This is a genomic window from Castellaniella sp., assembly GCF_041675725.1.
Classification (GTDB): domain Bacteria; phylum Pseudomonadota; class Gammaproteobacteria; order Burkholderiales; family Burkholderiaceae_B; genus Castellaniella.
The window spans coordinates 1-23,973 of record NZ_JBAYTI010000043.1 but is presented as its reverse complement, the minus strand read 5'-3'; the positions used below and the strand labels follow the sequence as shown (position 1 = coordinate 23,973).

The following is a 23,973-nucleotide window of genomic DNA, read 5'->3' as shown; positions in this document are numbered from 1 at the left end:
GCTGCCCGGTGACAACATCTCGATCAACGTGAGCCTGATTGCGCCCATCGCGATGGAAGAAGGCCTGCGCTTTGCCATCCGCGAAGGCGGGCGCACCGTCGGTGCCGGCGTCGTCGCCAAGATCATCAAGTAATTGATGTTGCGGCGGGGTACGCCCCGCCGGCTTCGTTCTTTAGGGATTCCCATGAAAAGCCAGAAAATCCGTATTCGCCTCAAGGCCTACGACTACAAGCTGATCGACCAGTCGGCCGCCGAAATCGTCGATACCGCCAAGCGGACCGGCGCCGTCGTGCGCGGGCCTGTGCCCCTGCCCACGCGCATCCGCCGCTACGACGTTCTGCGTTCGCCGCACGTCAACAAGACGTCGCGCGACCAGTTCGAGATGCGCACCCACCAGCGCCTGATGGACATCGTGGACCCCACCGACAAGACAGTCGATGCGCTCATGCGCCTCGACCTGCCGGCGGGCGTCGACGTCGAAATCGCCCTGCAATAGCCGTTCTGCGCGCATCGGCATGCGCACCGGCCGCCTGAACGCCATGCTTCGCGCATGGCGTTTTTGCGTGGTGCGCCGTGGGCGCGCGGCCGACCGGCAGTGCGCCGACCGCCAGCGCGCGAGGGCTCAGGGAGCCGGGCCGGACTTGCGCCCTTCCAGGGCCGCCAGGCGCAGGTGGGGGGCATTGCCCACCAGCACGCGGTTGAGCAGCTGCGCCAGCGTGTCGCGTTCTTCTGCGCTGAGCATGGCCACCAGCTGTTGTTCGACCCGGGCATGGTCGGGCATGGCCCGGTCGGCCAGCGCGCGGCCGGCAGCCGTCAGCCTCACCCGTACCCCCCGGCCGTCGGCCGGGTCGGCCGCGCGCTGCACGAGCCCGCGTTTTTCAAGGCGCTTGAGCAGGTTGGACAGCCCGCCCGAGCTGCACAGCAATCGCGACAGCAGGTACCGTGGCGCCAGCCCGGCGGGTTCGGGGGCCACGCGCAGGGTGGCCAGCACCGCGTATTCGAAATACGTCAGCCCGTGGCTGCGCAGCGCGTGGTTGATGGGCTTGAGCACGATCTCTTCGAGGCGGATCAGGCGCCCGACGATGCGCTTGCCCGAGCTGTCGATGTCTGGGCGGGCGTGGCGCCATTCGGCGATGCCGCGATCGATCAGGTCGTCATCCGCGGCGGGGGGCGCCGCCTGCAGGCGCAGCGGGGCCGGGTGGGCGGGGTGCGGATCGGATGAGGGCTGGGGCTGGGTGGATGTGGGCATGGGCGACAACAAAAAATGAAACCGTCTTTTTTGAGTATGGGGCACGGGCGCTGCCCAGGACACTCAGCGTAAACCCTAGTGGATTTTATCTTTTCAAAAAGATAAATTGCCCACTATTTGCTGCTTTTTCTGCCCGCGGAGGCCCCCATGAAGAAATCCAGCCTTGCCCTGCTCTGCACCGCCTTGTTCGGCCTGTCGGCCCTGGCGCCCGTCCACGCCGAAGAGCTGGTCGTCGGCCTGTTCGGCGGCTCTTTTGCCGATGATTCCAAGACCTGTCACATCGAGCCGTTCGAACAGAAAACGGGCGCCAAGGTGCTCACCAAATTGGGCAATTCGGCGCAATTCGCCGCCGGCGTACGCGCCACCCGCGGCCAGTCCGATTTCGACGTGCTCTACATGGACAACTCGCTGGCCACCCAGCTCAAGAACGAAGGCCTGCTCGAGACCATTGCGGTCGATCAGCTCGCCAACGCGGCCGACGTGGCTCCCATGGCGCTGGATAAAGACAACCAGTACGTGGCCTTCATGACCGGCGCCACCGTCATCGTCTACGACACCACCCGCATGCAGAACCCGCCGCAGGCCTGGGCCGATCTGCTCAAGCCCGAATACCAGAAAAAACTGGCCATCGGCGACATTAGCGGCACCTCGGGCATGCAGTTTCTGCTGGCGCTCAACCGGCTGGAAGGCGGCACGCTGGACAACATGGATCCGGGCTTCGAGGCGATCAAGCCGCTGGCCAAGGCGTCGGCCCAACTGTACACGCAGGCCGATCAGATCATCCCCATGTTCGAGCGCAAAGAGATCGACCTGGCCGTGTGGTATCCGGATCGCGCCGGTTCGGCCATCGACGCCGGGCTGCCGCTGGCCGTGGTCTATCCCAAGGAAGGCGCAGTGGGCATCCTGCCGGTCGTGGTCATCCCCAAGGGCGCGAAACATCCCGAACTGGCCCTGAAATACATCGACGAACTCCTCTCGCGCGAAGGCCAGGCCTGCTTTGCCGAAAAGAAATACGCCGGCCCGGTCAATACCCAGGTCAAGCTCTCCGACAAGGCGGCCGCCATCGTCCCGGTGGGCGAGAACTTCGAGCGGCTCTGGCTGCCCGATCCCACCGAGGTGGCCCGCCACCTGCCCAGCTGGATGAAGCGCTGGCAGCGCGAAGTGGCCCGCTAAGCCTCATGCCGGCCCGTCCGTTGCCCGTCGAGCCCGTCCATGCCTGAACTCACCCTGGAAAACCTGCGCAAGGAATACGGCGGCCACGTGGCGGCCGCCAATATTTCCCTGACGGTCGCGGATGGCGAATTCGTCTCGCTGCTGGGCCCCTCGGGCTGCGGCAAGACCACCGTGCTGCGCATGGTGGCCGGCCTCATCGCCCCCACGTCCGGCCGCATCCTGGTCGACGGGCGCGACATCACCCGCGTGCCCACGCACCAGCGCCAGATCGGCCTGGTCTTCCAGTCGTACGCGCTGTTTCCGCACATGACGGTGTTCGACAACGTCGCTTTTGGCCTGCGGCGCCAGGGGGTGCGCGGCGCCGAACTCCAGCAGCGCGTGCAGCAGGCGCTGGCCAGCGTGCGTCTGCCCGATCATGCCCGGCGCTACCCGCGCCAGCTTTCGGGCGGCCAGCAGCAGCGCGTGGCCCTGGCGCGCTCCATCGCGCCGCAGCCGCAGCTTCTGCTGTTCGACGAACCCTTGTCCAATCTCGATGCGGCCCTGCGCGATGAAATGCAGTTCGAGCTCAAGCGCCTGCAGCGCGAACTGGGCATCACCACCCTGTTCGTCACGCACGACCAAACCGAGGCCATGAGCCTGTCCGATCGCGTGTGTGTCCTGGCCGAAGGGGTCGTGCAGCAATACGACCGCCCGGAAATCATCTACGACCGTCCAGCCACCGCGTTCGTCGCGCGCTTCATTGGCCGCTCGAACCGGCTGGACGCCCGCCTCGAGGCGCGCGACGGGGCGCAGTGCCACCTGCGCCTGGCGCAGGGTGCCCGGCTCGTGAGCCACCACGCCGCCGCGGGCGTGGCGCCCGGCGAATCCGTGGCCGTGGTGGTGCGCCAGGAAGACGTCTTGCTGCTGTCGCAGGCCGGCGAACACACCCATCGGGCGCGCATCCTGCTGCGCTCATTCGTGGGCTCGCGCGTCCAGTATGCGCTGCAGCTGGACGGCGGCCCCGAACTCATCGCCGAAGTCGCCGCCAGTGCCGACCAGGCCCAACTGCAGCCAGGCGATGGGGTTCACGTGGGGTTTCGGCCCGAGCGCGTCTATGTGCACGCCGACGCATCGGGCAGGGCGCCGGCGGCCGTGCCCATGCAGGCGCGCCCATGAGCACGCGCCTGGCCGCCTGGGGCCTGATGTCGCCGCTGGGCGTGGTGTTGCTGCTCATTTTCGTGGCGCCGGTGCTGTTCATGGTGCCGCTCAGCTTCCAGGAATACATCCCCGGCATGGGCACCTCGGGCGCCTGGACGCTCGAGAACTATACCCAGATCGCCACCGATGGCTACTATCGCGAAATCATCGGCCGCACCCTGGTGCTGGGCCTGGGGGTGACGGCCCTCTGCCTGCTGCTCGGCTATCCCCTGGCCTGGTGCATGACCCGGGTCGGGCCGCGCCTGCGCCTGGCCTTGACGCTGCTGGTGATTTTTCCCATGTTGCTCAACCTGGTGGTGCGCGCCTTTGGCTGGATCGCCCTGCTGGCCGACCACGGCCTGATCAACAACCTGCTGATGGACTGGGGCCTGATCGAAGCCCCGGTGCGCATGATGTTCAACCTGAGCGGCCTGCTGGTGGGCATGACCCACATCTACCTGCCCTTCATGGTGTTGATGCTCGTGCCGGCCATCCAGTCCGTGCCCCAGGACGTGCATGATGCGGCCGCCACGCTGGCGGCCGGGCGGGCGCGCATCTTCTGGTCGGTCACCCTGCCCATGACGGCGCCGGGCATCCTGGCGGGCTCCATCCTGGTGTTCGTCCTCTCCATCAGTGCCCTGGTCACGCCGCGTATGCTGGGCGGGGCCACCTACAAGGTCGTGGCCACCCTGATCTACGACGAATTCCTGCTGACCCTGAATTGGCCGTCGGGGGCCGCCCTGGCCTTCGTGCTCACGATCATCGCGCTGGCGGTGGTGGCCCTGTCCAACCGCGTCCTGGGGCGCTGGGGGGGGCTGTCGTGAGCGAGACGCGCCGCTGCCCCTGGCCGGTGGGCCTGGCGGCCGGGGGGGTGATCCTGTTCCTGATGCTGCCGGTGGCAGTCGTGATCCTGGCCGCCTTCAGCGAAACGGCCTACCTCACCATCCTGCCCAAGGGGCTGACGCTCAAGTGGTTCGTCGCCGTACTGCAAGACGACGACTACCTGCGCGCGGCATGGACCAGCCTGTGGCTGGCCAGCGCCGCGACCGCCGCGTCGCTGGTGCTGGGGGTGGCCGCCGCCTGGGCGCTGCACCGCAAGCTGGTGCCCGGCGCGCGGGCCCTGGCCAGTTTCTTCATGGCCCCGCTCATCCTGCCTTCGGTGGTGCTGGGCGTGGCCCTGCTGCAGTATTACGTGGTCACCGGCCTGCGCGGCCATACGGTCAGCCTGTGGCTGGCGCACGTGGTCATCACCGTCCCGTACGTGGTGCGGGCGGCGCTCTCCAGCCTGGCCTCCTGCGACGACAGCCTGGAAGACGCCGCCGCGGTGCTGGGGGCCAACCGGCTGGCCGGGTTCTGGCTGGTCACCCTGCCCATCATACGGCCCGGTCTGACGGCCGCCGGCCTGTTCGCCTTCATCACGTCATTCGACAACGTACCGGTAACGGTGTTCCTGCTCTCCGCCAGCCAGAACACCTTGCCGGTCAAGATTTTCACCAGTGTCGAACAAGGCGTGGATCCGCGCATCGCCGCCGTGTCCGCCTTGCTCATCCTGGCCACGGGGCTGATTCTCCTGGTGGCCGAGCGCTGGGCCGGTTTCCACAAGAATCTCTGAACCAAAAAGGTATGCCCATGTCCGTCACCCGACGCGGTTTTCCCCTGCTGCTCACGTTCGACCTCGATTTCGAGACGATGTGGCTGGCACGCGATCCTGAGTACGCCCGCCGGCCCATCCTCATGTCGCAGGGGGCCTACGGCTGGAAGACGGGTTTGCCGCGCATCCTGCGCCTGCTCGACGAGTTCGATGTGCGCTGCACGTTCTTCGTGCCCGGCCAGATGGCCGAGCAGCATCCCGCGCAGATCCGCGGCCTGGTCGAGGCGGGCCACGAGGTAGCCCACCACAGCTACAGCCACCGCTGGATCGTGAATCTCAGCCACGAAGAAGAGCGCGCGGAGTTCGAAAAAGGCATGGAGGCGCTCACCCGCATCACGGGCGTGCGCCCGCGCGGCTGGCGCTCCCCGGCAGCCGAGTTCAGCGACATCACCTTGCAGCTGATCCGGGAATACGGATTCGATTATTCGTCCAATTTCTTCGATGCCGACACGCCTTATCTGCTCGAGATCGACGGCCAGGTCACGGATATCGTCGAGCTGCCTTTTCGCTGGGTGCTGGACGATGCGCCGTTTTTCCAGTATTCCATCGTGCTGCCCGGGCGCACCATGCAGTCGCCCAGCGCCGTGCTCGATGCCTGGACGCGCGAGTTCGACGTGCTGTACCGCGAACAGGCCATGATGATGCTGGGCATGCACCCGCAGATCATCGGCCAGCCGTCGCGCCTCGAGGTGCTGCGCGGCCTGCTCGAACATGCCCGGCGCCACGAGGGCGTCTGGATCGGGCGCTGCGACGAGATCACCGACGACATGCGCGTGCTGCTCAAGCAGCAGGCGGGGCGGCCATGACGGCCAGCGCGCCGGTCGATCCCGTCCGGCCCCATCACGGGCGCCACTACCTGGTCGTCGGCGGGGCGGGCGGCATCGGCCTGGCGCTTGCGCGCGAGGCAGCGCGCCAGGGGGCCGTGGTCTGCGTGGCCGATGTGGATGAAGCGGCCCTGCGGGCCTGCGCCGCCGAGCCGGGCCTGCAGCGCACGGTGCACTGCGACGTGGGTGATCCGGCCCAGATCGAGCGCATGGTGCAGCAGGCCGCCACGCATCTGGACGGGCGCCTGCACGCGCTCATCGTCACCGCGGGCATCGATCTGCGCGGTCCGCTGCACACCCTGGCCGACGCCGACTGGGAGCGCGTGCTGACCATCAACCTGACGGCCGCCATGCGCCTGAGCCGGGCCTGCCTGCCCATCCTGCGCGCAACGCGCGGCGACCGCAGCATGGTGTTCCTGTCCTCGGCCGCGGGCCTGTCGCCCCTGCCCGAGCGCAGCGCCTACTGCGTGAGCAAGGCCGGCCTGGTCATGCTGGGCAAGTGTCTGGCCCAGGAGCTCGGCCCCGAGGGCATCCGCGTGCTCACGGTGGCCCCGGGCGCCGTCGACACCCCCCTGCTGCATACGTCCTATGCGGGGGTCGCCGACCCGGCGCAAGCCCGCGCCCAGATCCGGGCGCGGTATGCGCTCGAGCGGATCGCGGCACCCGAGGAGGTCGCCTGGGCGGTGCTCTACCTGTGCAGCCCGCTGGCGGCCTACGTGACCGGTACCACGCTGGCCGTCGATGGCGGGCGCAGTTTTCACTGATTCATGGTCTGTCGGGGGGCATGCACGATGTCGGATCGTTTCACGGATCAACTGGTCGTCATCACCGGTGCCGGCCACGGAATCGGCGCAGCCACCGCGCGCCAGTTTGCCGCCTGTGGCGCCCGGCTGGCCCTGATGGATCGCGACGTGGCCGACCTGGCCGACCTGCAGGCCGCCGGCCACCGGGTCGTGGCGGGCGACTGCACCGGGCCGCAGCTGGACCAGTTCTTCGAGGGGGTGCATGCCGACTGCGGCGAGGTCGACGTGCTGTTCAACAACGTGGGCCAGAGCGCCCGCGAACGCGCCTGCCCGTTCGTCGAGTCCGAAGAGGCCACCTGGCGTTTCGTGCTCGAGGTTTCGCTGTTCACGGCGCTGCGCGCCAGCCGCATCGTGGCGCCCCGCATGCGGCGGCGCGGCAGCGGCCGCATCATCAACATGAGCAGCAACGCCGCGTTTGCCGGCGATGTGGGCCTGGCCGACTATGCCGCGGCCAAGATGGGGGTGGTCGGCCTGACCCGGTCCCTGGCGCGCGAGCTCGCGCCCCACGGGATCACCGTCAATGCCGTGTGTCCCGGCGCCATCGCGACCACGGCCCATCGACACCTCAAGCCCGAGATCCTGCAGCGCATCATCGATGGCACGCCGGCGGGCTACGTGGGCACGCCTGACGACGTGGCCGCCGTGGTGCTGTTCCTGGCCAGCCCGGGCGCCCGGTACATCACCGGCCAGACCCTGATGGTCGATGGCGGGCGCTGGATGCTCTGACCACAGCCCGTCCCCTGATTCCGATGCGAGCGAGAAACCCATGACCGATGACTTGAACCTGCCGGCGCGCGCGCTGGCCGCCCTGATCCGCGAGCGCCAGGTCTCGCCTGTCGAAGTGGTGCAGGCCGCCCTGGACCGCATCGACGCGATGCGCCATTTGAATGCCTTCATCACGGTGACCGCGCAAGCCGCGCTGGCGGCCGCACGCCAGGCCGAGCAGGCGGTGCTGCGCGGCGAACCCCTGGGTCCGCTGCATGGCGTGCCCTGGTCGGCCAAGGACCTGATCCTCACGGCCGGCGTGCGCACGACCATGGGCTCGGCCATCTACGAAGACTTCGTGCCCAAGAAAGACGCCGTGGCGGTGGCGCGCACCAAGGCGGCGGGCGGCATTCTCATCGGCAAGACCACCACGCCGGAATTCGGCGCCAAGCAAAGCACCGACGCGCCCCTGTTCGGCCGTACCTTGAACCCCCATGATCCCAGCGTCACCTGCGGCGCATCCAGCGGCGGCGCGGCGGTCGCCGTCGCAGCCGGTCTGGGGGCGCTTGCGTTGGGCACCGACGGCGGCGGCTCGATCCGCATCCCGGCGGCCTGCTGCGGCATCAGCGGCCTCAAGGGCACGCTGGGCACCGTGGCCTATCTGCAACCGGCCGACCGCTTTGCGGCCCATTCGTACGTGGGCCCCATGGCGCGCGACATCGCCGACCTGCGCCTGTTCCATTCGGTGCTCCAGGGCTTCGACCGGCAGGACCCCTGGGGTCAGGCCGGCCTGCTGCATCGTGAACACACCGCGCTCGCCGGCCTGGACACGGGCCGGGGCCTGGACGCGGTGCGCGGCCTGCGCGTGGCCTACCTGCCGTCGGCCGGCAATCCGGTCGATCCGCAGGTCCGCGCCGCCACCGACGCCGTGGCCGTACGCCTGCAGGACGCAGGCGCCGTCGTCCAGACCGTATCGCTGGATTTCGTCGCGTTCGAGCGCTATTTCCTCATCTTGCTCGAGAGCCTGACCGCCGCGCGCGTGCTGCCCCATCTCGAGGCCTACCGGGCGCGCCTGGATCCCGCCCTGGTGGCGCTGGTCGAGCGCGGCCGGCAGCACAGCGCGATCGACCTGCACCGTGCGCAGGCCGCCCGCACGCGCTGCTTCGAATTGCTGCAAGACGTGTTCGCACACCATGACGTGCTGCTCTCGCCCACGGTATCGGCGCCGCCGCTGCCCATCGCCGTGGATCCCAACGGCCCCATCGAGATCGCGGGCAAGCCGGCGGGCACGATACGGGGCGCCTGGTACCCCTATACCTACGCCATGAATCTCAGTGGCCACCCGGCGCTTTCCATGCCTTGCGGCCAGACCGCCGGCGGCTTGCCCATCGGCCTGCAGCTGGCGGGCCCGTGGTATTCGGATGAGCGCCTGCTCGACCTGGCCAGCTTGCTTGAAGACGAATTGCGTAGTAACATGTAGGGCTTTCGTCAAGTGGGTTCACGCTTGGCGAACCTAACAGCCCCGGCCAATCGTAGTCGGGATCCGTATCTGAGGGGAAACACCCCCAGGAGAAAACAATGTCGCAATCGACACCTGCGCCCGCGGCGTACCGCCTTGGGCTCGTGGGGCGCAAGCTTGGCATGACGCGCGTCTTTACCGAGGATGGCGTATCCATTCCGGTCACCGTGCTCGACGTCTCCAACAACCGCGTCGCCCAGGTCAAGACGCCCGAAACAGACGGTTATGCCGCCGTGCAGCTGGCCCATGGCAGCCGTCGCGCCTCGCGCGTCAATCAGGCCCAGGCCGGCCATTACGCCAAGGCCGGCATCGAAGCCGGCAGCCAACTCAAAGAATTCCGCCTCGATCCGGCGCGCATCGCCGAATTCACGGCGGGCGCCGTCATCGCGGTCGACGCGGTCTTCGAGGCCGGCCAGCAGGTCGATGTCACCGGTACCAGCCTGGGCAAGGGCTTTGCCGGCACCATCAAGCGCCACAATTTCGGCGGCCAGCGCAATTCGCATGGCAACTCGCTCTCGCACCGGGTGCCGGGCTCGATCGGCCAGGCGCAGGATCCTGGGCGCGTCTTCAAGGGCAAGAAAATGGCCGGTCACATGGGTGCCGAAACCTGCACCGTACAAAATCTCGACGTCGTGCGGGTTGACGCCGAACGCGGCCTCTTGCTGGTCAAGGGCGCGGTGCCCGGCCACAAGAACGGCGGCATCGTCGTGCGTCCCGCCGTCAAAGCTGCTGCCAAGGGGGCCTGAAGATCATGGAACTCAAGCTCTTGAACGAAAACGGCCAGGCCACGGCCACCGTGCCGGTCGCCGACGCCATTTTCGGGCGCGATTTCAACGAGGCCCTGGTTCACCAGGTCGTGGTCGCCTACCAGGCCAATGCCCGCCAGGGCGACCGCGCCCAGAAAAGCCGCGGCACCGTCAAGCATTCCACCCGCAAACCCTGGCGCCAGAAAGGCACGGGCCGAGCCCGCGCCGGGATGACGTCCTCGCCCTTGTGGCGGGGGGGCGGCCGGGCGTTTCCGGCAAGCCCTGAAGAAAACTTCAGCCAGAAAGTCAACAAGAAGATGTACCGCGCGGGCCTGCGCGCCATCTTTTCGCAGCTGGTGCGCGAAGACCGTATCGCCGTGCTCGAAAGCTTTGCGCTCGATGCCCCCAAGACCAAGCTCGCTGCCAGCCGCCTGAAAGACCTCGGCGTGTCCGAGTCCGTGCTCATCATCACCGACGAGCTCGATGAAAACGTCTACCTGGCCACGCGCAACCTGCCTCATGTGGCGGTGATCGAAACGCACCAAGCCGACCCGCTGTCGCTGATCCACTTCAAGAAAGTGCTCATTACCCGGCCTGCGGTCGCCCAACTCGAGGAGTTGCTGGGATGAATGCCGAACGTCTGATGCAAGTCATATTGGCGCCGGTGGTCACTGAAAAGTCCACCCTGGTCGCCGAAAAGAACAACCAGGTCACCTTCCGGGTCGTGGCCGATGCCACCAAGCCCGAAATCAAGGCAGCCGTCGAGCTGCTCTTCAAGGTCGAAGTCCAGTCCGTCCAGGTGGCCAACCGCCAAGGCAAGCAAAAACGCTTTGGCCGCTTCATGGGCCGTCGCCGCAATGAGCGCAAGGCCTATGTCTGCCTCAAGGCCGGCCACGAAATCGACTTCTCGGAGATCCATTAAATGCCGCTCGTCAAAGTCAAACCCACATCGGCCGGGCGCCGCGGCATGATCAAGGTCGTGCACCCCGAGCTTCACAAGGGCCCCGCCCACGCGCCGCTGCTCGAAAGCCAGCCGCGCGGCTCGGGCCGCAACCACCATGGCCGCATCACCGTGCGCCATCGCGGGGGCGGGCGCAAGCAGCACTACCGCATCGTCGATTTCCGTCGCAACAAAGACGGCATTCCGGCGCGTGTCGAACGCATCGAGTACGACCCCAACCGCACGGCGCACATCGCCTTGCTGTGCTACGCCGATGGCGAGCGCCGGTACATCATTGCACCGCGCGGCCTCGAAGTCGGCGCCACCGTGGTCTCTGGGCTCGAGGCCCCGATCCGCAGCGGCAACACCTTGCCCATCCGCGCGATTCCCGTGGGTGCCACCATCCACTGCATCGAGATGCAGCCGGGCAAGGGCGCCCAGATGGCCCGTTCGGCGGGCGCCGCCGCCGTGCTGCTGGCACGCGAAGGCGTCTATGCCCAGGTCCGCCTGCGTTCCGGTGAAGTCCGCCGCGTGCACATCGACTGCCGGGCCACCATTGGCGAGGTCGGCAACGGCGACCACAGCCTGCGCCAGATCGGCAAGGCCGGCGCCATGCGCTGGCGCGGCGTGCGTCCCACCGTGCGCGGTGTGGCCATGAACCCGGTCGATCACCCGCATGGCGGCGGCGAAGGCCGCACCGGCGAAGGCCGCGAGCCGGTCAGCCCGTGGGGTACGCCCACCAAGGGGTACCGCACGCGTCGAAACAAGCGCACGAGCAATATGATTGTCTCGCGCCGCAAGCGCAAATAAGGGGCGCATACTATGTCACGTTCGATCAAGAAAGGCCCGTTTGTCGATGCGCATCTGATCAAAAAGGTCGATGCGGCCGTCGGGGGCAAAGAAAAGAAGCCGATCAAGACCTGGTCGCGCCGTTCAACCATTTTGCCCGAGTTCATCGGGTTGACCATCGCCGTGCACAACGGGCGCCAGCACGTGCCCGTGTACGTCAGCGAGAACATGGTCGGCCACAAACTCGGCGAGTTTGCCCACACGCGCACCTTCAAGGGGCACGCGGCAGACAAGAAATCCAGGAGGTAAGCCATGGAAACAACCGCCATCATACGCGGCGTCCATATTTCCGCCCAGAAGGCCCGCCTCGTGGCGGACCTGATCCGCGGGAAATCCGTGGCGCACGCACTCAACATCCTGACGTTCAGCCCCAAGAAGGCGGCCGGCATCATCAAGAAGGCGCTCGAATCGGCCATTGCCAATGCCGAGCACAATGATGGTGCAGACATCGACGAGCTCAAGGTCACGACCATCCACGTCGACAAGGCGCAGTCCATGAAGCGGTTCTCGGCACGTGCCAAGGGCCGTGGCAACCGCATCGAAAAACAGACCTGCCACATCGTGGTCAAGGTCGGGGCCTAAGGAGTCACTATGGGACAGAAAATCCACCCGACCGGTTTCCGCCTGGCGGTCAACCGCAATTGGACATCACGCTGGTACGCGAACGACAAGAACTACGGCCCGATGCTGGCCGAAGACATCCGCGTTCGCGAATACCTCAAGAAAAAACTGGGCTCGGCCTCGGTGGGCCGTGTGGTCATCGAGCGCCCGGCCAAGAACGCCCGCATCACTATTTACTCGGCGCGCCCGGGGGTGGTGATCGGTCGCCGCGGCGAGGACATCGAGCATCTCAAGGCCGACCTGCAGCGCCTCATGGGCGTGCCCGTGCACGTCAACATCGAGGAAATCCGCAAGCCCGAAACCGACGCCCAGCTGGTGGCCGACTCGATCGCCCAACAGCTCGAAAAGCGCATCATGTTCCGCCGCGCCATGAAGCGCGCCATGCAGAACGCCATGCGCCTGGGTGCCCAGGGCATCAAGATCATGAGCTCGGGCCGCCTGAACGGCATCGAAATCGCCCGTACCGAATGGTATCGCGAAGGCCGTGTGCCGCTGCACACCCTGCGCGCGCACATCGACTACGGCACGGCCGAAGCGCGCACCACCTATGGCATCATCGGCATCAAGGTGTGGGTCTACAAGGGCGATATGCTGCCCAACGGAGACTTTCCGCCCGAAACCGCCGCCCCGCGCGACGAAGAGCGCCGTGGCCGCCGCGCACCGCGTGGCGACCGTCCGGGCCGCCCCGGCAGCCGTAGCCGTGGCAGCCGCCGGGAAGCCGCCGCCGCCCAGGCCGAAGGAGAATAATCATGTTGTCACCCGCTCGCAGGAAATATCGCAAAGAGCAAAAAGGCCGCAACACCGGTCTGGCCACCCGAGGCACCAACGTGTCCTTTGGCGAGTTCGGCCTCAAGGCCACCGGTCGCGGGCGCCTGACGGCGCGCCAGATCGAGGCCGCCCGTCGGGCCATCAACCGCCACATCAAGCGCGGTGGTCGCATCTGGATCCGCATCTTCCCCGACAAGCCCATTTCGCAGAAACCCGCCGAGGTCCGCATGGGCAAGGGCAAGGGCAATCCCGAATTCTGGGTCGCCGAAATTCAACCGGGCAAGGTCCTGTACGAAATGGAAGGCGTGAGCGAAGAACTCGCCCGCGAAGCGTTCCGTCTGGCCGCTGCCAAACTGCCCATCGGCACGACCTTCGTGTCGCGCCGCGTCGGGGCGTAAGGAATCACCATGAAAGCCAGTGAACTTCGCACCAAGGACAGCACCGAGCTGCAGGCCGAGCTCGAAAGCCTCTTGAAGGCTCAATTCAACCTGCGCATGCAGCGGGCCACCCAGCAGCTGAGCAACACCAGCCAGCTGGGCAAGGTGCGCCGCGACATTGCCCGCGTGCGCACCATCATGACCGAAAACGCAGGTAAGTGAAATGAGCGAAATCGAAACCGCAAGCATCGAAGCCGCGAGCACCGAAGCCGCACCCAAGCGCCAGCGCACCCTGACCGGCAAGGTCGTCAGCAACAAGATGGACAAGACCGTGGTGGTCAGCGTCCAGACCCGTGTCAAACATCCCGTGCTGGGCAAATTCGTCAACCGGTCGGCCCGTTATCAGGCCCACGACGAACACAACCAGTACAACGAGGGCGATACGGTCGAGATCGCCGAAGGCCGGCCCCTGTCGCGCCACAAGTCCTGGACGGTGGTGCGCCTGGTCGAGGCCGTGCGCGTCATCTGATCGGATCGGGTATGGACATCGCCAGCTTCGATGACCTCCTGCAGGCGGCCCGCCTGCAGGACCAGCCCCAGCGCCTGCTGTTCGTGTTCGCGGACAGCAGCGTGCCCGACGACGCCACACCCGCCCAAAAAGAACAATACGCCCGGGGCGAAGGCGGTGAACTCACCCCGATCCTGTGCGTCGACAAAACCCCGGATCAGCTCACCAGCTTCAGCGCGCTGGTGCAAGAATCCACCCTCACCGGCAAGGGCTGGCACGTCGTGTTCGTGGCCGCCATGGCCGACCAGTCGGCCTTCCTGCCCGACAACAAAGACGTCGACCTCGCCTTCCAGCGCATGACGCAAATGATCAAGTACGGCACCATCGGCTCGCTGCTGGCCTTCGATCGCAGCGGTGAGCCGTTGCAGTTTGGCGCGGCCTGATCCCTCCGACACTGTCATGTTGAACCCGATTGCCCGCAGCGCCCTTCTGGCGCTGCTGTTGTCGGGCGCCTGCGCGTGGCCGCCAGCCATTGCCGCGCAGGCCGGCCCGGCCTTGGCGGTGACCGCCGCCGAAGCGCAGACCCAGGCCGTGGCAGTCACCGCCACGGCGGTCACCCGGGCCGCGGCGGCCGCCTACGACGACGGCTATGATATTTTCCATCCGGTGGTGGCCAGCCATGCCATGGTGGCCAGCGAGAGCGCGCCGGCGACCCAGGTGGGCCTGCAAATCCTGCAGGCGGGCGGCAATGCCGTCGATGCGGCCGTCGCTACTGCGTTTGCGCTCGCCGTGGTGCAGCCCTGGGCCGGCAACCTGGGTGGTGGCGGGTTCATGGTGGTGCACGACGCGGCGGGCGGCCAGAATCATGCGGTCGATTTTCGTGAAACGGCGCCCTTGGCGGCCGGCCCCGCGACGTACGTCGATGCGCAGGGCCAGGTCATCCCGGGGCGCTCGCTGCACGGCCCGCTGGCGGCGGGCGTACCCGGTACGGTGGCCGGCCTGGCGCTGGCGCACCGGCAATGGGGCAGCCTGCCCTGGGCCCGGCTCATCGAGCCGGCGATTCAGTGGGCCGAACAGGGGATGGTGGTCAGCCCCACCCTGGCCGACGCGCTGCAGCGCAACCGCGACACCATGGGCCCGTGGCCGGCCACCCGCGCCATCTTCTGGCGCGCCGGCCAGCCCCTGCGCGCCGGCGAGCGCCTGGTTCAGGCCGATCTGGCGCAGTCCCTGCGCTGGCTCGCCCAGCAAGGGGCGGCCGCATTCTATGAAGGCCCTATCGCCGAACGTCTGGTGGCCGAAATGCAGCGCACGGGCGGCTTGATCGATGCCCACGACCTGGCCGCGTATCGCGCGCGCCTGCGCGCCCCGCTGGAAGGCCATTACCGCGGCAAGCGCGTCGTCACCATGCCACCGCCCAGCTCGGGCGGGGTTCATCTGCTGCAGCTGTTGCACATGCTCGAACCGCTGCCACTGGACCAATGGGGCGTGGGCAGCGCGCGCACCATCCACGTCATGGCTGAAGCCATGAAACTGGCCTATGCCGACCGGGCCCGCTACCTGGGAGATCCAGACTTCGTCCAGGTGCCCGTAGCCGGGCTGGTCTCGCGCGCGTATGCCCGCGAGCGGGCGGCCCTCATCGATCCCGGGCATGCGCGTCCGCTGGCCGACTGGCAGGCAGGCGATCCCTGGCCCCACGAAAGCGAGCAAACCACCCATTTCTCGGTGGTCGATGCCCAGGGCAACGCGGTCGCGCTCACCTACACCCTGAACACCGGTTTTGGCAACGGCCAGGTCATCCCCGGCACGGGCATCCTGCTGAACAATGAAATGGATGACTTCGCCCTGCAGCCCGGCGTGCCCAACGTCTACGGCCTGGTCGGCTCGCAGGCCAATGCGGTGGCTGGGGGCAAGCGTCCGCTGTCATCCATGACGCCCACCATCGTGTTGGACGAGCACGATCAGGTCTGGCTGGTAACCGGAACGCCGGGGGGCGCGCGCATCATTACCACCGTGTTGCAGGCGCTGGTCGATGCCATCGACTTCGGCCTGAATCCCGCCGAAGCCGCCGCCCAGCCCCGTTTCCACCACCAGGGCCAGCCCGACGAGCTGCGGGTGGAAAAAGGCTTCAGCCCCGATACGCTGGCCCTGCTGCGCGCCCGGGGCCACTCGGTGGTGGTGCGCCCCACCATGGGCAAGACGCAGACCATCCAACGCCACGATGGCCAATGGTACGGGGCATCCGACCCGCGCAATCCCGATGGCTTGACGCTGGGGTATTGAGCGTCAGGCCGCAACTATATTTTTTGGTGTCAGTTGCTTCAGCGCGATACTCAGTGCCTGATCGTCGAATAAGGCTTTCTTCGCGTTAAGGTTTGGGTAGTGCTTAGCCATCTTGCCCACGCGCCTCATCGCGCAGGTCCTTGCGCAGAATCTTGCCCACCGCGCTGCGTGGCAGGTCGTCGCGAAATTCGACGTATCGGGGGACTTTGTAGCCCGTCAGGTGCTCGCGACAGTATGCAATCACCTGTGCCTCCGTCAGCGACGGATCGCTGCGGATCACGAACAGCTTGACTGCTTCGCCGGCCACCCCGTGCGGCACCCCCACGGCGACCACTTCGTGTACCCCGGGCAGCCCCATCACGACGGACTCGACCTCGTTTGGATAGACGTTGAAGCCCGACACCAGGATCATGTCTTTCTTGCGATCCAGCAGGAATACGTAGCCGCGCTCGTCCATGCGCCCGATGTCGCCGGTCATCAGCCAGCCGTCCGCATCGAACGTGTGCGCGGTTTCGTCGGGCCGCTGCCAGTAGCCCGCCATCACCTGGGGCCCTTTGACGCAGATTTCGCCGACCTCGCCGATTGGCAGGCTCTGGTTGTTCTCGCGGATCGCCACGTCGGTGGACGGCACAGGCAGGCCGATCGAGCCGTTGAATTCCACGGAGTCCAGCGGGCTGATGGTGACGGCCGGCGAGGTTTCCGTCAGCCCGTACGCTTGTGCGATCGGCACCCCCGTGACGGCGAGCCAGCGCCGCGCGACCTCTTCCTGCACGGCCATGCCGCCGCCCAGGGCGAGCGTCAGGGCCGAGAAATCCAGCTGCGCGAAGTCTGGCCGTGCCAGCAGTGCGTTGAACAGCGTATTCACCCCCGTGAGCGCGGTGAAGCGCAGGCGCCGCATCTCGTGCACCAGGGTGTTGGTGTCGCGCGCATCCACCACCAGCAGATTGCTGGCTCCGAGCTTGAAGAACACCAGGCAGTTGGCCGTGAGCGCGAACACGTGATAGAGCGGCAGCGCCGTGACGATGAGCTCGTTTTCGCCGCGACAGAATGGCCGTACCCAGGCGTGGGCCTGATGGACGTTGGCCACCAGGTTGCCGTGCGTGAGCATGGCGCCCTTGGCCACCCCCGTCGTACCGCCTGTATATTGCAGGGCCGCCAGGTCGTCGGGCCCCAAGGCCGGGGGGGTGAAGGACAGGCGCCGCCCCTGCGCCAGCACGCGGTTCAGGCGGAAGCTGCCGGGGATGCGCCAGGTCTTGATTTGCTTGCGCACGTAGCGCACCAGCCCGTTGGCCAGGTGTCCGCGCCAGAACCCCAGCAGGTCGCCCACCGCCGTGACCACCACGCGCTGCACGGCGGAGCCGGGCAAGGCCTGTTGCAGCACGTGCGCGAAATGCTCTGCCACCACCACGGTCGTCGCGCCCGAGTCATTGAGCTGGTGCTGCAGCTCGCCCACGGTGTAGAGGGGATTGGTGTTGACCACCACCGCGCCCGCCAGCCAGGTACCGAACAGGCACACTGGATACTGCATCAGGTTGGGCATCATCAGCAGCACCCGGTCGCCGCGCCCCACCCCCTGCCGTTGCAGCCAGGCGGCAAAGGCATGCGCCTGCCGGTGCAGCCCCGCGTAGTCGAGGGTGGCCCCCAGGCTGTGATAGGCAATGCGCCCGGCGTGCCGGGCGCAGCCTTCTTCGAACAGCGCCGCCAGCGAGGGGCAGGCCTGTACCTGGTCCATGATGTCGGCCGGAACCCCGGGTGGATAATGAGACAGCCAGATGCGCTCCATGGAAATATCCTGAACGACGTGCCGCAGCGGCGCCGCGGCTGCATTCTGAAAGCTTACACCACCGCGCGGGTCCCGCCGCACCCCTGGCCGCTCCGGGGCGGCCAGGGGTGTCTGGGCAGTGGACGGCGCTGGGTCGGGCACCGTCAGGCACCGCGTCCGCGCATGAACTGGCTGAACTTGGGGTGCCCCACGTAGGCGATGTTCAGGCGGGTGGCGGGGCGCGGACTGCAGTGTTCGGGTGTGAACAGATAGCCGGGGGCGATGAAGATATTGCGCTCGGAAGCGTCCTGCACCAGGCGTTCTTCGGTGTCGCCAGCCGGCAGGAAAGCCCACAGATAGAAACAGCCCGTGGGTTCGCAGAAGACCTCCAGCCCCAGCTGGCGGACGATGTCCATGGCCTGGCGGGTGGTCTGCGCGACGCGCGTGCGCAGCCGGCGCAGGTGTTTGAGGTACTGGCCCGAGGCAATGAAATCGTACAGCATGCGCTCGGCGTAGTCGCCCGAGCACGCGATCGTGAGCATCTTCAGGTCGCACAGGGCCTGGGCCAGCCGTGGATGGGCCGCCAGATAGCCGACCCGTAGGCCGGCCGACAAGGTCTTGGAGAATGTGCCCACGTAGATCACCCGTTCGAGCTGATCCAGGCTGGCCAGCCGGGGCGCATCCGGCGACAGGATGTCGGCGAACGGGTCATCTTCGACGATCAGGAAATTGTGCTGTGCCGCCGCGACCAGGATGCGGTGGCCGATCGGCAGGCTGAGCGCGCTGCCGGTTGGGTTGTGGGCCTGCGACTGCGTGAAAAAAATCTTCGGCTTGTGGCGCATCGCCTTGAGGTTCAGATCGTCGATGTCGGGGCCGTTGGCCAGGCGCCGTACGCCGATGATCTGGAGGCCGCCCAGGTGCAGTTTGGCGAACAGGGGGTAGTATCCGGGGCTGTCCACCAGCACCGTGTCGCCCGGTTCGAGCAGCTGGCGTGCGATCAAGTCCAGCGCGTGGTTGGCCCCGAGCGTCGTCAGGATCTGTTCGGGAGCGGCCGCGATCTGCCGGTCGCCCAGGCTCTGCGCCAGGTAGTGGCGCAGCCGCGCAAAGCCCCAGGGGTTGCCATAAGCGTGCACTTCGCCACCCGGTGGTGGGTTGTGCATATGCGGCAGCGGCTTGAATACCGGGCTGCCCACCCAGTCGTGAGGCGGGCGCCCCTCGCCCACGCGCACCTCGTACTGCCGGATCAGCTGCTCGCGCAGCAATGTGGCGGCATCGACTGCCTGTGCCACCGACAAGGCCTTGGGCAGGGGATCCCGGCGGTTGCGGCGGGGTACGTAATAGCCCGAACCCAGCCGCGCCTCGAGCTGACCCATGGCCACCATGCGGTCGTACGCCTCGGCCACGGTGTTCTTCGACACCTGGAAGGCCTGGGCGGCGGCGCGGATCGACAGGATCTTGCTGCCAGGCGCCCAGAGGCCGGCCGTGATCTCGGCTCGCACGTTCTGGATCACGGCTTCGATGCGGGTGGGGGGTGGGCCAGCCACTGTCATGGGTCAAAGAAGGGTACAGAATCACGAATTAATCACAACTGTACCTTTTATTGTACCGGTCTGACTCCTAATATGATCCTACAAGCCCGGGCCACGCGACTCGCAGCGCCGCGTGCATGACGCGCCTGCCTGGTGCCGGGCGATGAACAACAGCACTCAACAGGAGAAGACAATGCAGACAATCAACCGACGCGCCCTGCTCAAGACCCTGGGGGCCGCCTCCGTGGCGGGCGTGGGGCTGGGGCTCGCGACGTCCGCCCGCGCACAGGACAAGGTCAAGTGGCGCATGCAGGCACTCTGGGATGGCGGCACCACGCCGCAGAAGTTCGAAGAGCTCTTCGTCAAGCGCGTCGCGGAACTCACCGATGGGCAGTTCGAGATCGAGCTGTTCTCGGCCGGCCAGCTGGTGCCGCCCAGCCAGGCCTTCGATGCCGTGCGCGGCGGGGCCTTCGAGCTCATGAAAACCTTCGACGGCTACGAGGCCGGCAAGATCCCCGCACTGGCCTTCACCAGCACCGTGCCTTTCGGCTTCACCGAACCCGACCAGTACGAAGCCTGGTTCTACGAGCTGGGCGGCCTGGACATGGCGCGCAAGGCCTATGCGCCCGCCGGGCTGTTCTATATCGCACCCACCGTCTATGGCCCCGAACCCATCCACTCCAAGGTGCCCATCCACAGCGTGGCCGATTTCAAAGACAAGAAAGGCCGCTTCGTGGGCCTGGCCTCGTCCGTCATGGGGGGCCTGGGCGTCGCCGTCGCGCCCCTGGCCACGGCCGACGTGTATTCCGCGCTCGACAAAGGGGTGATCGACATCGCCGACCGGGGCGACCTCACTGCCAATCTCGAGGCCGGCCTGGGCGAGGTGGCCAAGTACATCGTCATGCCCGGCCCGCACCAGCCCACCACCGCCACCAGCTACGTCGCCAATCAAAAAGCGTACGATGCGCTGCCGCCGTCCTACAAAGCCGCGCTCGCAGCCGCGGCCCGCGAGGTCTCCACGGCCTTGCGCCAGCACATCATGGTGTCCGACGGCAAGGCCATCGACGCCTTCAAAGAGCAGGGCGTCGAGGTCAGCGCGCTGGATCCGGCCGACGTCGCCCAGGCGCGCAAGCAGGTGGTCAGCATCTGGCGCGACGCCACCAAGGGCGAGCCACTGGCCACCGAAATGCTCGACAGCCAGGTGGCCTTCATGGAGAAACTCGGCCTGCTGAACTGATGCGGCCCCATCCCGACCCGATCGCTGGCGCCGCGTCCGGCGGTGGCGCCAGCCGGGGCCTGGCCAGGCGTCCTGGGCCGGGGGGCAGGCCATGATGCGCCTCCTGTATCTCTACGTCCACGGCATCACCACGCTGAACCGCTGGCTGTTCTGGCTGGCGGCCGCGCTGATGCTGCTGATCGTGCCCTCCATGATGGCCGAGGTCATCAGCCGCTACGTTTTCCATGCCCCCACGGTCTGGGGCATGGAATTCGCGGTGCTGCTCTTCGGGCCGTATTTCCTGCTGGGCGGACCCTACCTGCTGCACGTGGGCGGGCACGTCAACATGGATCTGGTGCGTGCCCGCATGCGGCCGCGCACCGGCCGCTGGGTGGATACGTTCAACCAGCTGATCATTCTCTTCTTCTGCGTGGTGATGCTGTATTTCGCTACGCCGCTGGTCGTGCAGGCCATCGAATACCGGGAAACCACGTTTTCGGCCTGGAATCCCCCTCTGTGGCCGTATAAGGTGGCCGTGCCGCTGGCCTTCCTGCTGCTGGGCCTGCAGAGCCTGGCCGAACTCATCCGGCTGCATGCCGGCGACCCGGAGCCCGCATGAGCGCCAACATGATTCTCGCGCTCATGTTCGGGGGCCTGACCGCGCTCATGCTCACCGGGCTGCCGATCGCCTTCGTGCTGGGCGGCTTGTCCCTGTTCCTGACGGTCACTCTCTGGAATCCGGACTCGGTCATCATCCTGGTGTTGCAGATTTTCGACACCATGCGTTCCGAGCCCTTGCTGGCCGTGCCGCTGTACATCCTGATGGCGGCCATCCTGCAGCGTTCGGGCGTCATCGAAGACCTGTACCGCGTGATGGGCCTGTGGTTTGGGCGCCTGCGCGGTGGCCTGGCGATCGGCACGGTCATCATCTGCGTGGTCATGGCGGCCATGACCGGGGTGGTGGGGGCGGCGGTCACTTCCATGGGCGTGCTGGCCATGCCCGAAATGCTGCGGCGCAAATACGATGCCTCGCTGGTGGCGGGCACGATCTGCGCCGCAGGCACGCTGGGGGTGCTGATCCCGCCCTCGGTGCTCACCATCGTCTATGCCGTCACGGCCCAGGTCTCGATCGGCAAGATGCTCATTGCCGGCGTCGTGCCTGGCCTGCTGCTGGCCGGCCTGTACATCCTGTATATCCTGTACGTGGCCTATTTCCAGCGCGGGCGGATACCGCCTGCCGCGCAGCAGCCGGTTTCCATGCGCCTCAAGTGGCTCAGCCTGCGCGCGGTCGTCATCCCGGCACTGCTCATCGTGCTGGTGCTGGGCTCCATTTTCCTGGGCATAGCCACGCCCACCGAAGCCGCTGCCGTCGGCGTGGTGGGGGCTGTGCTGGCCAGCCTGGCGCGGCGCAAGTTCTCGTGGGCGGGCCTGGCCGATGCCGGTGTGCAGACGCTCAGGGTCACGGCCATGATTCTCTGGATCACCATCGGCGCCAAGGCGTATGTGGCCATCTTCACCGGCCTGGGCGGCGCCGACACGCTGATCGCCCTGATCCGCGACCTGGACGTCAACGCCTACCTGGTGCTGGCAGTCATGATGCTCATTCTGATCTTCCTCGGGACCTGTCTGGACGAGATCGGCATCATCCTGCTCACCGTGCCGGTCTTTCTGCCCATCGTCAAGCTGCTGGGTTTCGACGAGATCTGGTTTGGCGTGCTCTACGCCATCTCCATTCAAGTGGGCTACATCAGCCCGCCTTTTGGCTACTCGTTGTTCTATATACGGGCCACGCTGCCCGAGGGCATCGGCATCGGCACCGTCTATCGCGGTGTGGTGCCGTTCATGGGCCTGCAGGTGCTGGCGCTGCTGATCTGTGCCGCCTTGCCGGGCATGGTCACCTGGCTGCCCAGGATGATGGGGTGATTATTTCTTGATTGAATGAAAGGTATCTGTCGTGTCGAACAATTCATCGCGTATTTCAGGCTTTCACAAGCTCAGTGTGTCCGAACGGGTGCAGCGGGTGCTGCAGTACGCCGGTCTGCCGGCGGGCGAGCTCGAGCCCCTGTTCCTGAATACGGGCAATCTGCCGGCCGCGCTGGCCGACCAGCTGATCGAAAACGTCGTGGGGACCATGAACATCCCCCTGGGCGTGGCCACCAACCTGCTCATCGACGGCCGGGACTATCTGGTCCCCATGGCCACCGAAGAGTCCTCGGTCGTCGCGGCCGTCTGTAATGCGGCGCGCCAATGCTACGACAGCGGCGGCTTCATCACCTCGATGTCGGGGACGCAGATGATCGCCCAGGTGCAGCTGGTCGGCGTGCCCGACCCGGCCAACGCCCGGCTGGCCATTCTCGAGCACATCGACGACATCCGCCGCCTGTGTGACGCCTGCGACCCTGTCCTGGTAAAGCTGGGCGGCGGCTTCCGGGATCTCGAGGTGCGCCTCATCGAGGCCGCCAGCGGCACCATGGTCGTGACTCACCTGATCGTCGATACCCGCGATGCCATGGGCGCGAATGCCGTCAACACCATGGCCGAAACCCTCGCGCCGCACATCGAATCCTGGGCGGGCGGGCGCGTCCGCCTGCGCATCCTCTCCAACCTGGCCGACCGGCGCCTGGCCCGCGCGCGCTGTGTCTGGCCCGTCGACGCCATCGGCGGCGCCGACGTGCGCGATGGCATGATCCAGGCCTACGAGTTCGCGCAGATGGATCCTTACCGCGCGGCGACGCACAACAAAGGCATCATGAATGGGGTCACCGCCGTGGTCCTGGCCACCGGCAACGACACCCGCGCCATCGAGGCCGGCGCCCATGCGTATGCGGCGCGGCGCGGCTGGTACAGCAGCCTCACGCACTGGGAGGTCACGCGCGAAGGCCACCTCGCGGGTTCCATCGAGATCCCCATGGCCGTGGGGCTGGTCGGCGGGGCCACCCGCCTGCACCCTATGGCCGGCGCCTGCCTGAAGATCATGCGCATCGAGTCGGCCGAACAGCTTGCGCGCGTCATCGCCGCAGTCGGCCTGGCGCAGAATTTTGCGGCCCTCAAGGTCCTGGCCACCGAAGGGGTGCAAAAAGGGCATATGTCGCTGCACTCGCAGAACATCGCGCTCATGGCCGGCGCGCAGGGCGACGAGATCGCGCGCGTCGCGCACCGCCTGGTCGAGCTGGGCACGGTGCGCATCGACGTGGCCGAGCGCGAACTGCGGGCCTTGCGCGCCGGCGGCTGACGGCCCGCCGCGTCAGCAGGCTGCTCGCGCGGCCCGCCGCCATAT

At 66.9% G+C, this 23,973-nt stretch carries 28 protein-coding genes and 1 pseudogene; 26 read left to right on the top strand and 3 right to left on the bottom strand.

Annotated features, from left to right (window positions below; genetic code table 11):
* Together tuf and rpsJ are read left to right on the top strand one after the other, a co-directional pair.
* Window positions 1-133: pseudogene (gene tuf, locus WCZ84_RS09750) on the top strand (elongation factor Tu); the annotation flags it as partial.
* A 51-nt stretch (window positions 134-184) separates the two neighbouring features.
* Window positions 185-496, top strand: coding sequence for a 30S ribosomal protein S10 (rpsJ, locus tag WCZ84_RS09745; RefSeq protein WP_372686080.1), 312 nt, complete (start codon window positions 185-187; stop codon window positions 494-496).
* Window positions 497-622: 126 nt separating this feature from the next.
* On the opposite strand, the gene WCZ84_RS09740 is transcribed toward rpsJ, so the two are convergent.
* On the bottom strand, window positions 623-1,249 hold the full coding sequence (locus WCZ84_RS09740) for a MarR family winged helix-turn-helix transcriptional regulator (protein ID WP_372686079.1): 627 nt from the start codon (window positions 1,247-1,249) through the stop codon (window positions 623-625).
* Window positions 1,250-1,396: 147 nt separating this feature from the next.
* On the opposite strand from WCZ84_RS09740, the gene WCZ84_RS09735 reads away from it, so the two are divergent.
* The 20 genes from WCZ84_RS09735 to ggt all read left to right on the top strand — a co-directional run bounded on the left by WCZ84_RS09735 (window position 1,397) and on the right by ggt (window position 16,189).
* Complete coding sequence (locus tag WCZ84_RS09735) at window positions 1,397-2,422, top strand: ABC transporter substrate-binding protein (protein ID WP_372686078.1); 1,026 nt, start codon at window positions 1,397-1,399, stop codon at window positions 2,420-2,422.
* Between the two features lie 39 nt (window positions 2,423-2,461).
* Entirely contained in the window at window positions 2,462-3,577 is a 1,116-nt protein-coding gene (locus WCZ84_RS09730) for an ABC transporter ATP-binding protein (RefSeq protein ID WP_372686077.1), read from the top strand.
* Entirely contained in the window at window positions 3,574-4,422 is an 849-nt protein-coding gene (locus WCZ84_RS09725) for an ABC transporter permease (RefSeq protein ID WP_372686076.1), read from the top strand. Before WCZ84_RS09730 ends, WCZ84_RS09725 begins: the two co-directional genes overlap by 4 nt.
* Window positions 4,419-5,210 (top strand): ABC transporter permease, encoded by a 792-nt coding sequence (locus tag WCZ84_RS09720; protein ID WP_372686075.1) that lies wholly within the window; start codon window positions 4,419-4,421, stop codon window positions 5,208-5,210. Before WCZ84_RS09725 ends, WCZ84_RS09720 begins: the two co-directional genes overlap by 4 nt.
* Window positions 5,211-5,227: 17 nt before the next feature.
* Entirely contained in the window at window positions 5,228-6,055 is an 828-nt protein-coding gene (locus tag WCZ84_RS09715; RefSeq protein WP_372686074.1) for a polysaccharide deacetylase, read from the top strand.
* Complete coding sequence (locus WCZ84_RS09710; RefSeq protein WP_372686073.1) at window positions 6,052-6,837, top strand: SDR family NAD(P)-dependent oxidoreductase; 786 nt, start codon at window positions 6,052-6,054, stop codon at window positions 6,835-6,837. Before WCZ84_RS09715 ends, WCZ84_RS09710 begins: the two co-directional genes overlap by 4 nt.
* Window positions 6,838-6,864: 27 nt before the next feature.
* A complete protein-coding gene (locus WCZ84_RS09705) occupies window positions 6,865-7,602 on the top strand; it encodes an SDR family NAD(P)-dependent oxidoreductase (protein ID WP_372686072.1) in 738 nt (245 codons plus the stop codon).
* A gap of 40 nt (window positions 7,603-7,642) precedes the next feature.
* Complete coding sequence (locus WCZ84_RS09700) at window positions 7,643-9,061, top strand: amidase (RefSeq protein WP_372686071.1); 1,419 nt, start codon at window positions 7,643-7,645, stop codon at window positions 9,059-9,061.
* 98 nt (window positions 9,062-9,159) lie between these two features.
* On the top strand, window positions 9,160-9,846 hold the full coding sequence (gene rplC / locus WCZ84_RS09695; protein WP_372686070.1) for a 50S ribosomal protein L3: 687 nt from the start codon (window positions 9,160-9,162) through the stop codon (window positions 9,844-9,846).
* A 5-nt stretch (window positions 9,847-9,851) separates the two neighbouring features.
* Complete coding sequence (gene rplD / locus WCZ84_RS09690; protein WP_372686069.1) at window positions 9,852-10,475, top strand: 50S ribosomal protein L4; 624 nt, start codon at window positions 9,852-9,854, stop codon at window positions 10,473-10,475.
* Window positions 10,472-10,768, top strand: a complete 297-nt coding sequence (gene rplW, locus WCZ84_RS09685) for a 50S ribosomal protein L23 (RefSeq protein WP_372686068.1) — start codon at window positions 10,472-10,474, stop codon at window positions 10,766-10,768. The genes rplD and rplW overlap by 4 nt, the downstream gene beginning before the upstream one ends.
* Window positions 10,769-11,596 carry a 50S ribosomal protein L2 gene (rplB, locus tag WCZ84_RS09680; RefSeq protein ID WP_372686067.1) on the top strand — a complete coding sequence of 276 codons (828 nt, stop codon included), beginning with the start codon at window positions 10,769-10,771 and terminating at the stop codon, window positions 11,594-11,596.
* 12 nt (window positions 11,597-11,608) lie between these two features.
* Window positions 11,609-11,884: a 30S ribosomal protein S19 gene (gene rpsS / locus WCZ84_RS09675; protein WP_372686066.1), complete on the top strand. Its 276-nt coding sequence runs from the start codon at window positions 11,609-11,611 to the stop codon at window positions 11,882-11,884.
* 3 nt (window positions 11,885-11,887) lie between these two features.
* Window positions 11,888-12,217: a 50S ribosomal protein L22 gene (rplV, locus tag WCZ84_RS09670; RefSeq protein ID WP_372686065.1), complete on the top strand. Its 330-nt coding sequence runs from the start codon at window positions 11,888-11,890 to the stop codon at window positions 12,215-12,217.
* 9 nt (window positions 12,218-12,226) lie between these two features.
* Entirely contained in the window at window positions 12,227-13,003 is a 777-nt protein-coding gene (gene rpsC / locus WCZ84_RS09665; RefSeq protein WP_372686064.1) for a 30S ribosomal protein S3, read from the top strand.
* A 2-nt stretch (window positions 13,004-13,005) separates the two neighbouring features.
* Complete coding sequence (gene rplP / locus WCZ84_RS09660) at window positions 13,006-13,422, top strand: 50S ribosomal protein L16 (protein WP_372686063.1); 417 nt, start codon at window positions 13,006-13,008, stop codon at window positions 13,420-13,422.
* 9 nt (window positions 13,423-13,431) lie between these two features.
* The gene (gene rpmC / locus WCZ84_RS09655; protein WP_372686062.1) at window positions 13,432-13,623 is read left to right on the top strand and encodes a 50S ribosomal protein L29; all 192 of its coding nucleotides are present in this window, start codon (window positions 13,432-13,434) and stop codon (window positions 13,621-13,623) included.
* Between the two features lies 1 nt (window position 13,624).
* Window positions 13,625-13,930 (top strand): 30S ribosomal protein S17, encoded by a 306-nt coding sequence (gene rpsQ, locus WCZ84_RS09650; RefSeq protein ID WP_372686061.1) that lies wholly within the window; start codon window positions 13,625-13,627, stop codon window positions 13,928-13,930.
* Window positions 13,931-13,941: 11 nt separating this feature from the next.
* A complete protein-coding gene (locus WCZ84_RS09645) occupies window positions 13,942-14,352 on the top strand; it encodes a ribonucleotide reductase subunit alpha (RefSeq protein WP_372686060.1) in 411 nt (136 codons plus the stop codon).
* A gap of 16 nt (window positions 14,353-14,368) precedes the next feature.
* The gene (gene ggt / locus WCZ84_RS09640) at window positions 14,369-16,189 is read left to right on the top strand and encodes a gamma-glutamyltransferase (protein ID WP_372686059.1); all 1,821 of its coding nucleotides are present in this window, start codon (window positions 14,369-14,371) and stop codon (window positions 16,187-16,189) included.
* Between the two features lie 103 nt (window positions 16,190-16,292).
* Here the strand turns inward: ggt and WCZ84_RS09635 are convergent, their stop codons facing one another.
* Together WCZ84_RS09635 and WCZ84_RS09630 are read right to left on the bottom strand one after the other, a co-directional pair.
* A complete protein-coding gene (locus WCZ84_RS09635; RefSeq protein WP_372686058.1) occupies window positions 16,293-17,972 on the bottom strand; it encodes an AMP-binding protein in 1,680 nt (559 codons plus the stop codon).
* A gap of 143 nt (window positions 17,973-18,115) precedes the next feature.
* Window positions 18,116-19,495 carry a PLP-dependent aminotransferase family protein gene (locus WCZ84_RS09630; RefSeq protein ID WP_372686057.1) on the bottom strand — a complete coding sequence of 460 codons (1,380 nt, stop codon included), beginning with the start codon at window positions 19,493-19,495 and terminating at the stop codon, window positions 18,116-18,118.
* Window positions 19,496-19,673: 178 nt separating this feature from the next.
* Between WCZ84_RS09630 and dctP the strand changes: the two genes are divergently transcribed.
* From dctP to WCZ84_RS09610, 4 genes are all read left to right on the top strand, one after another.
* A complete protein-coding gene (gene dctP / locus WCZ84_RS09625; protein ID WP_372686056.1) occupies window positions 19,674-20,717 on the top strand; it encodes a TRAP transporter substrate-binding protein DctP in 1,044 nt (347 codons plus the stop codon).
* A gap of 91 nt (window positions 20,718-20,808) precedes the next feature.
* On the top strand, window positions 20,809-21,315 hold the full coding sequence (locus tag WCZ84_RS09620) for a TRAP transporter small permease subunit (protein ID WP_372686055.1): 507 nt from the start codon (window positions 20,809-20,811) through the stop codon (window positions 21,313-21,315).
* Window positions 21,312-22,619, top strand: a complete 1,308-nt coding sequence (locus tag WCZ84_RS09615) for a TRAP transporter large permease subunit (RefSeq protein WP_372686054.1) — start codon at window positions 21,312-21,314, stop codon at window positions 22,617-22,619. Before WCZ84_RS09620 ends, WCZ84_RS09615 begins: the two co-directional genes overlap by 4 nt.
* Window positions 22,620-22,650: 31 nt before the next feature.
* On the top strand, window positions 22,651-23,928 hold the full coding sequence (locus WCZ84_RS09610) for a hydroxymethylglutaryl-CoA reductase, degradative (protein ID WP_372686053.1): 1,278 nt from the start codon (window positions 22,651-22,653) through the stop codon (window positions 23,926-23,928).
* Window positions 23,929-23,973 lie beyond the last annotated feature (45 nt).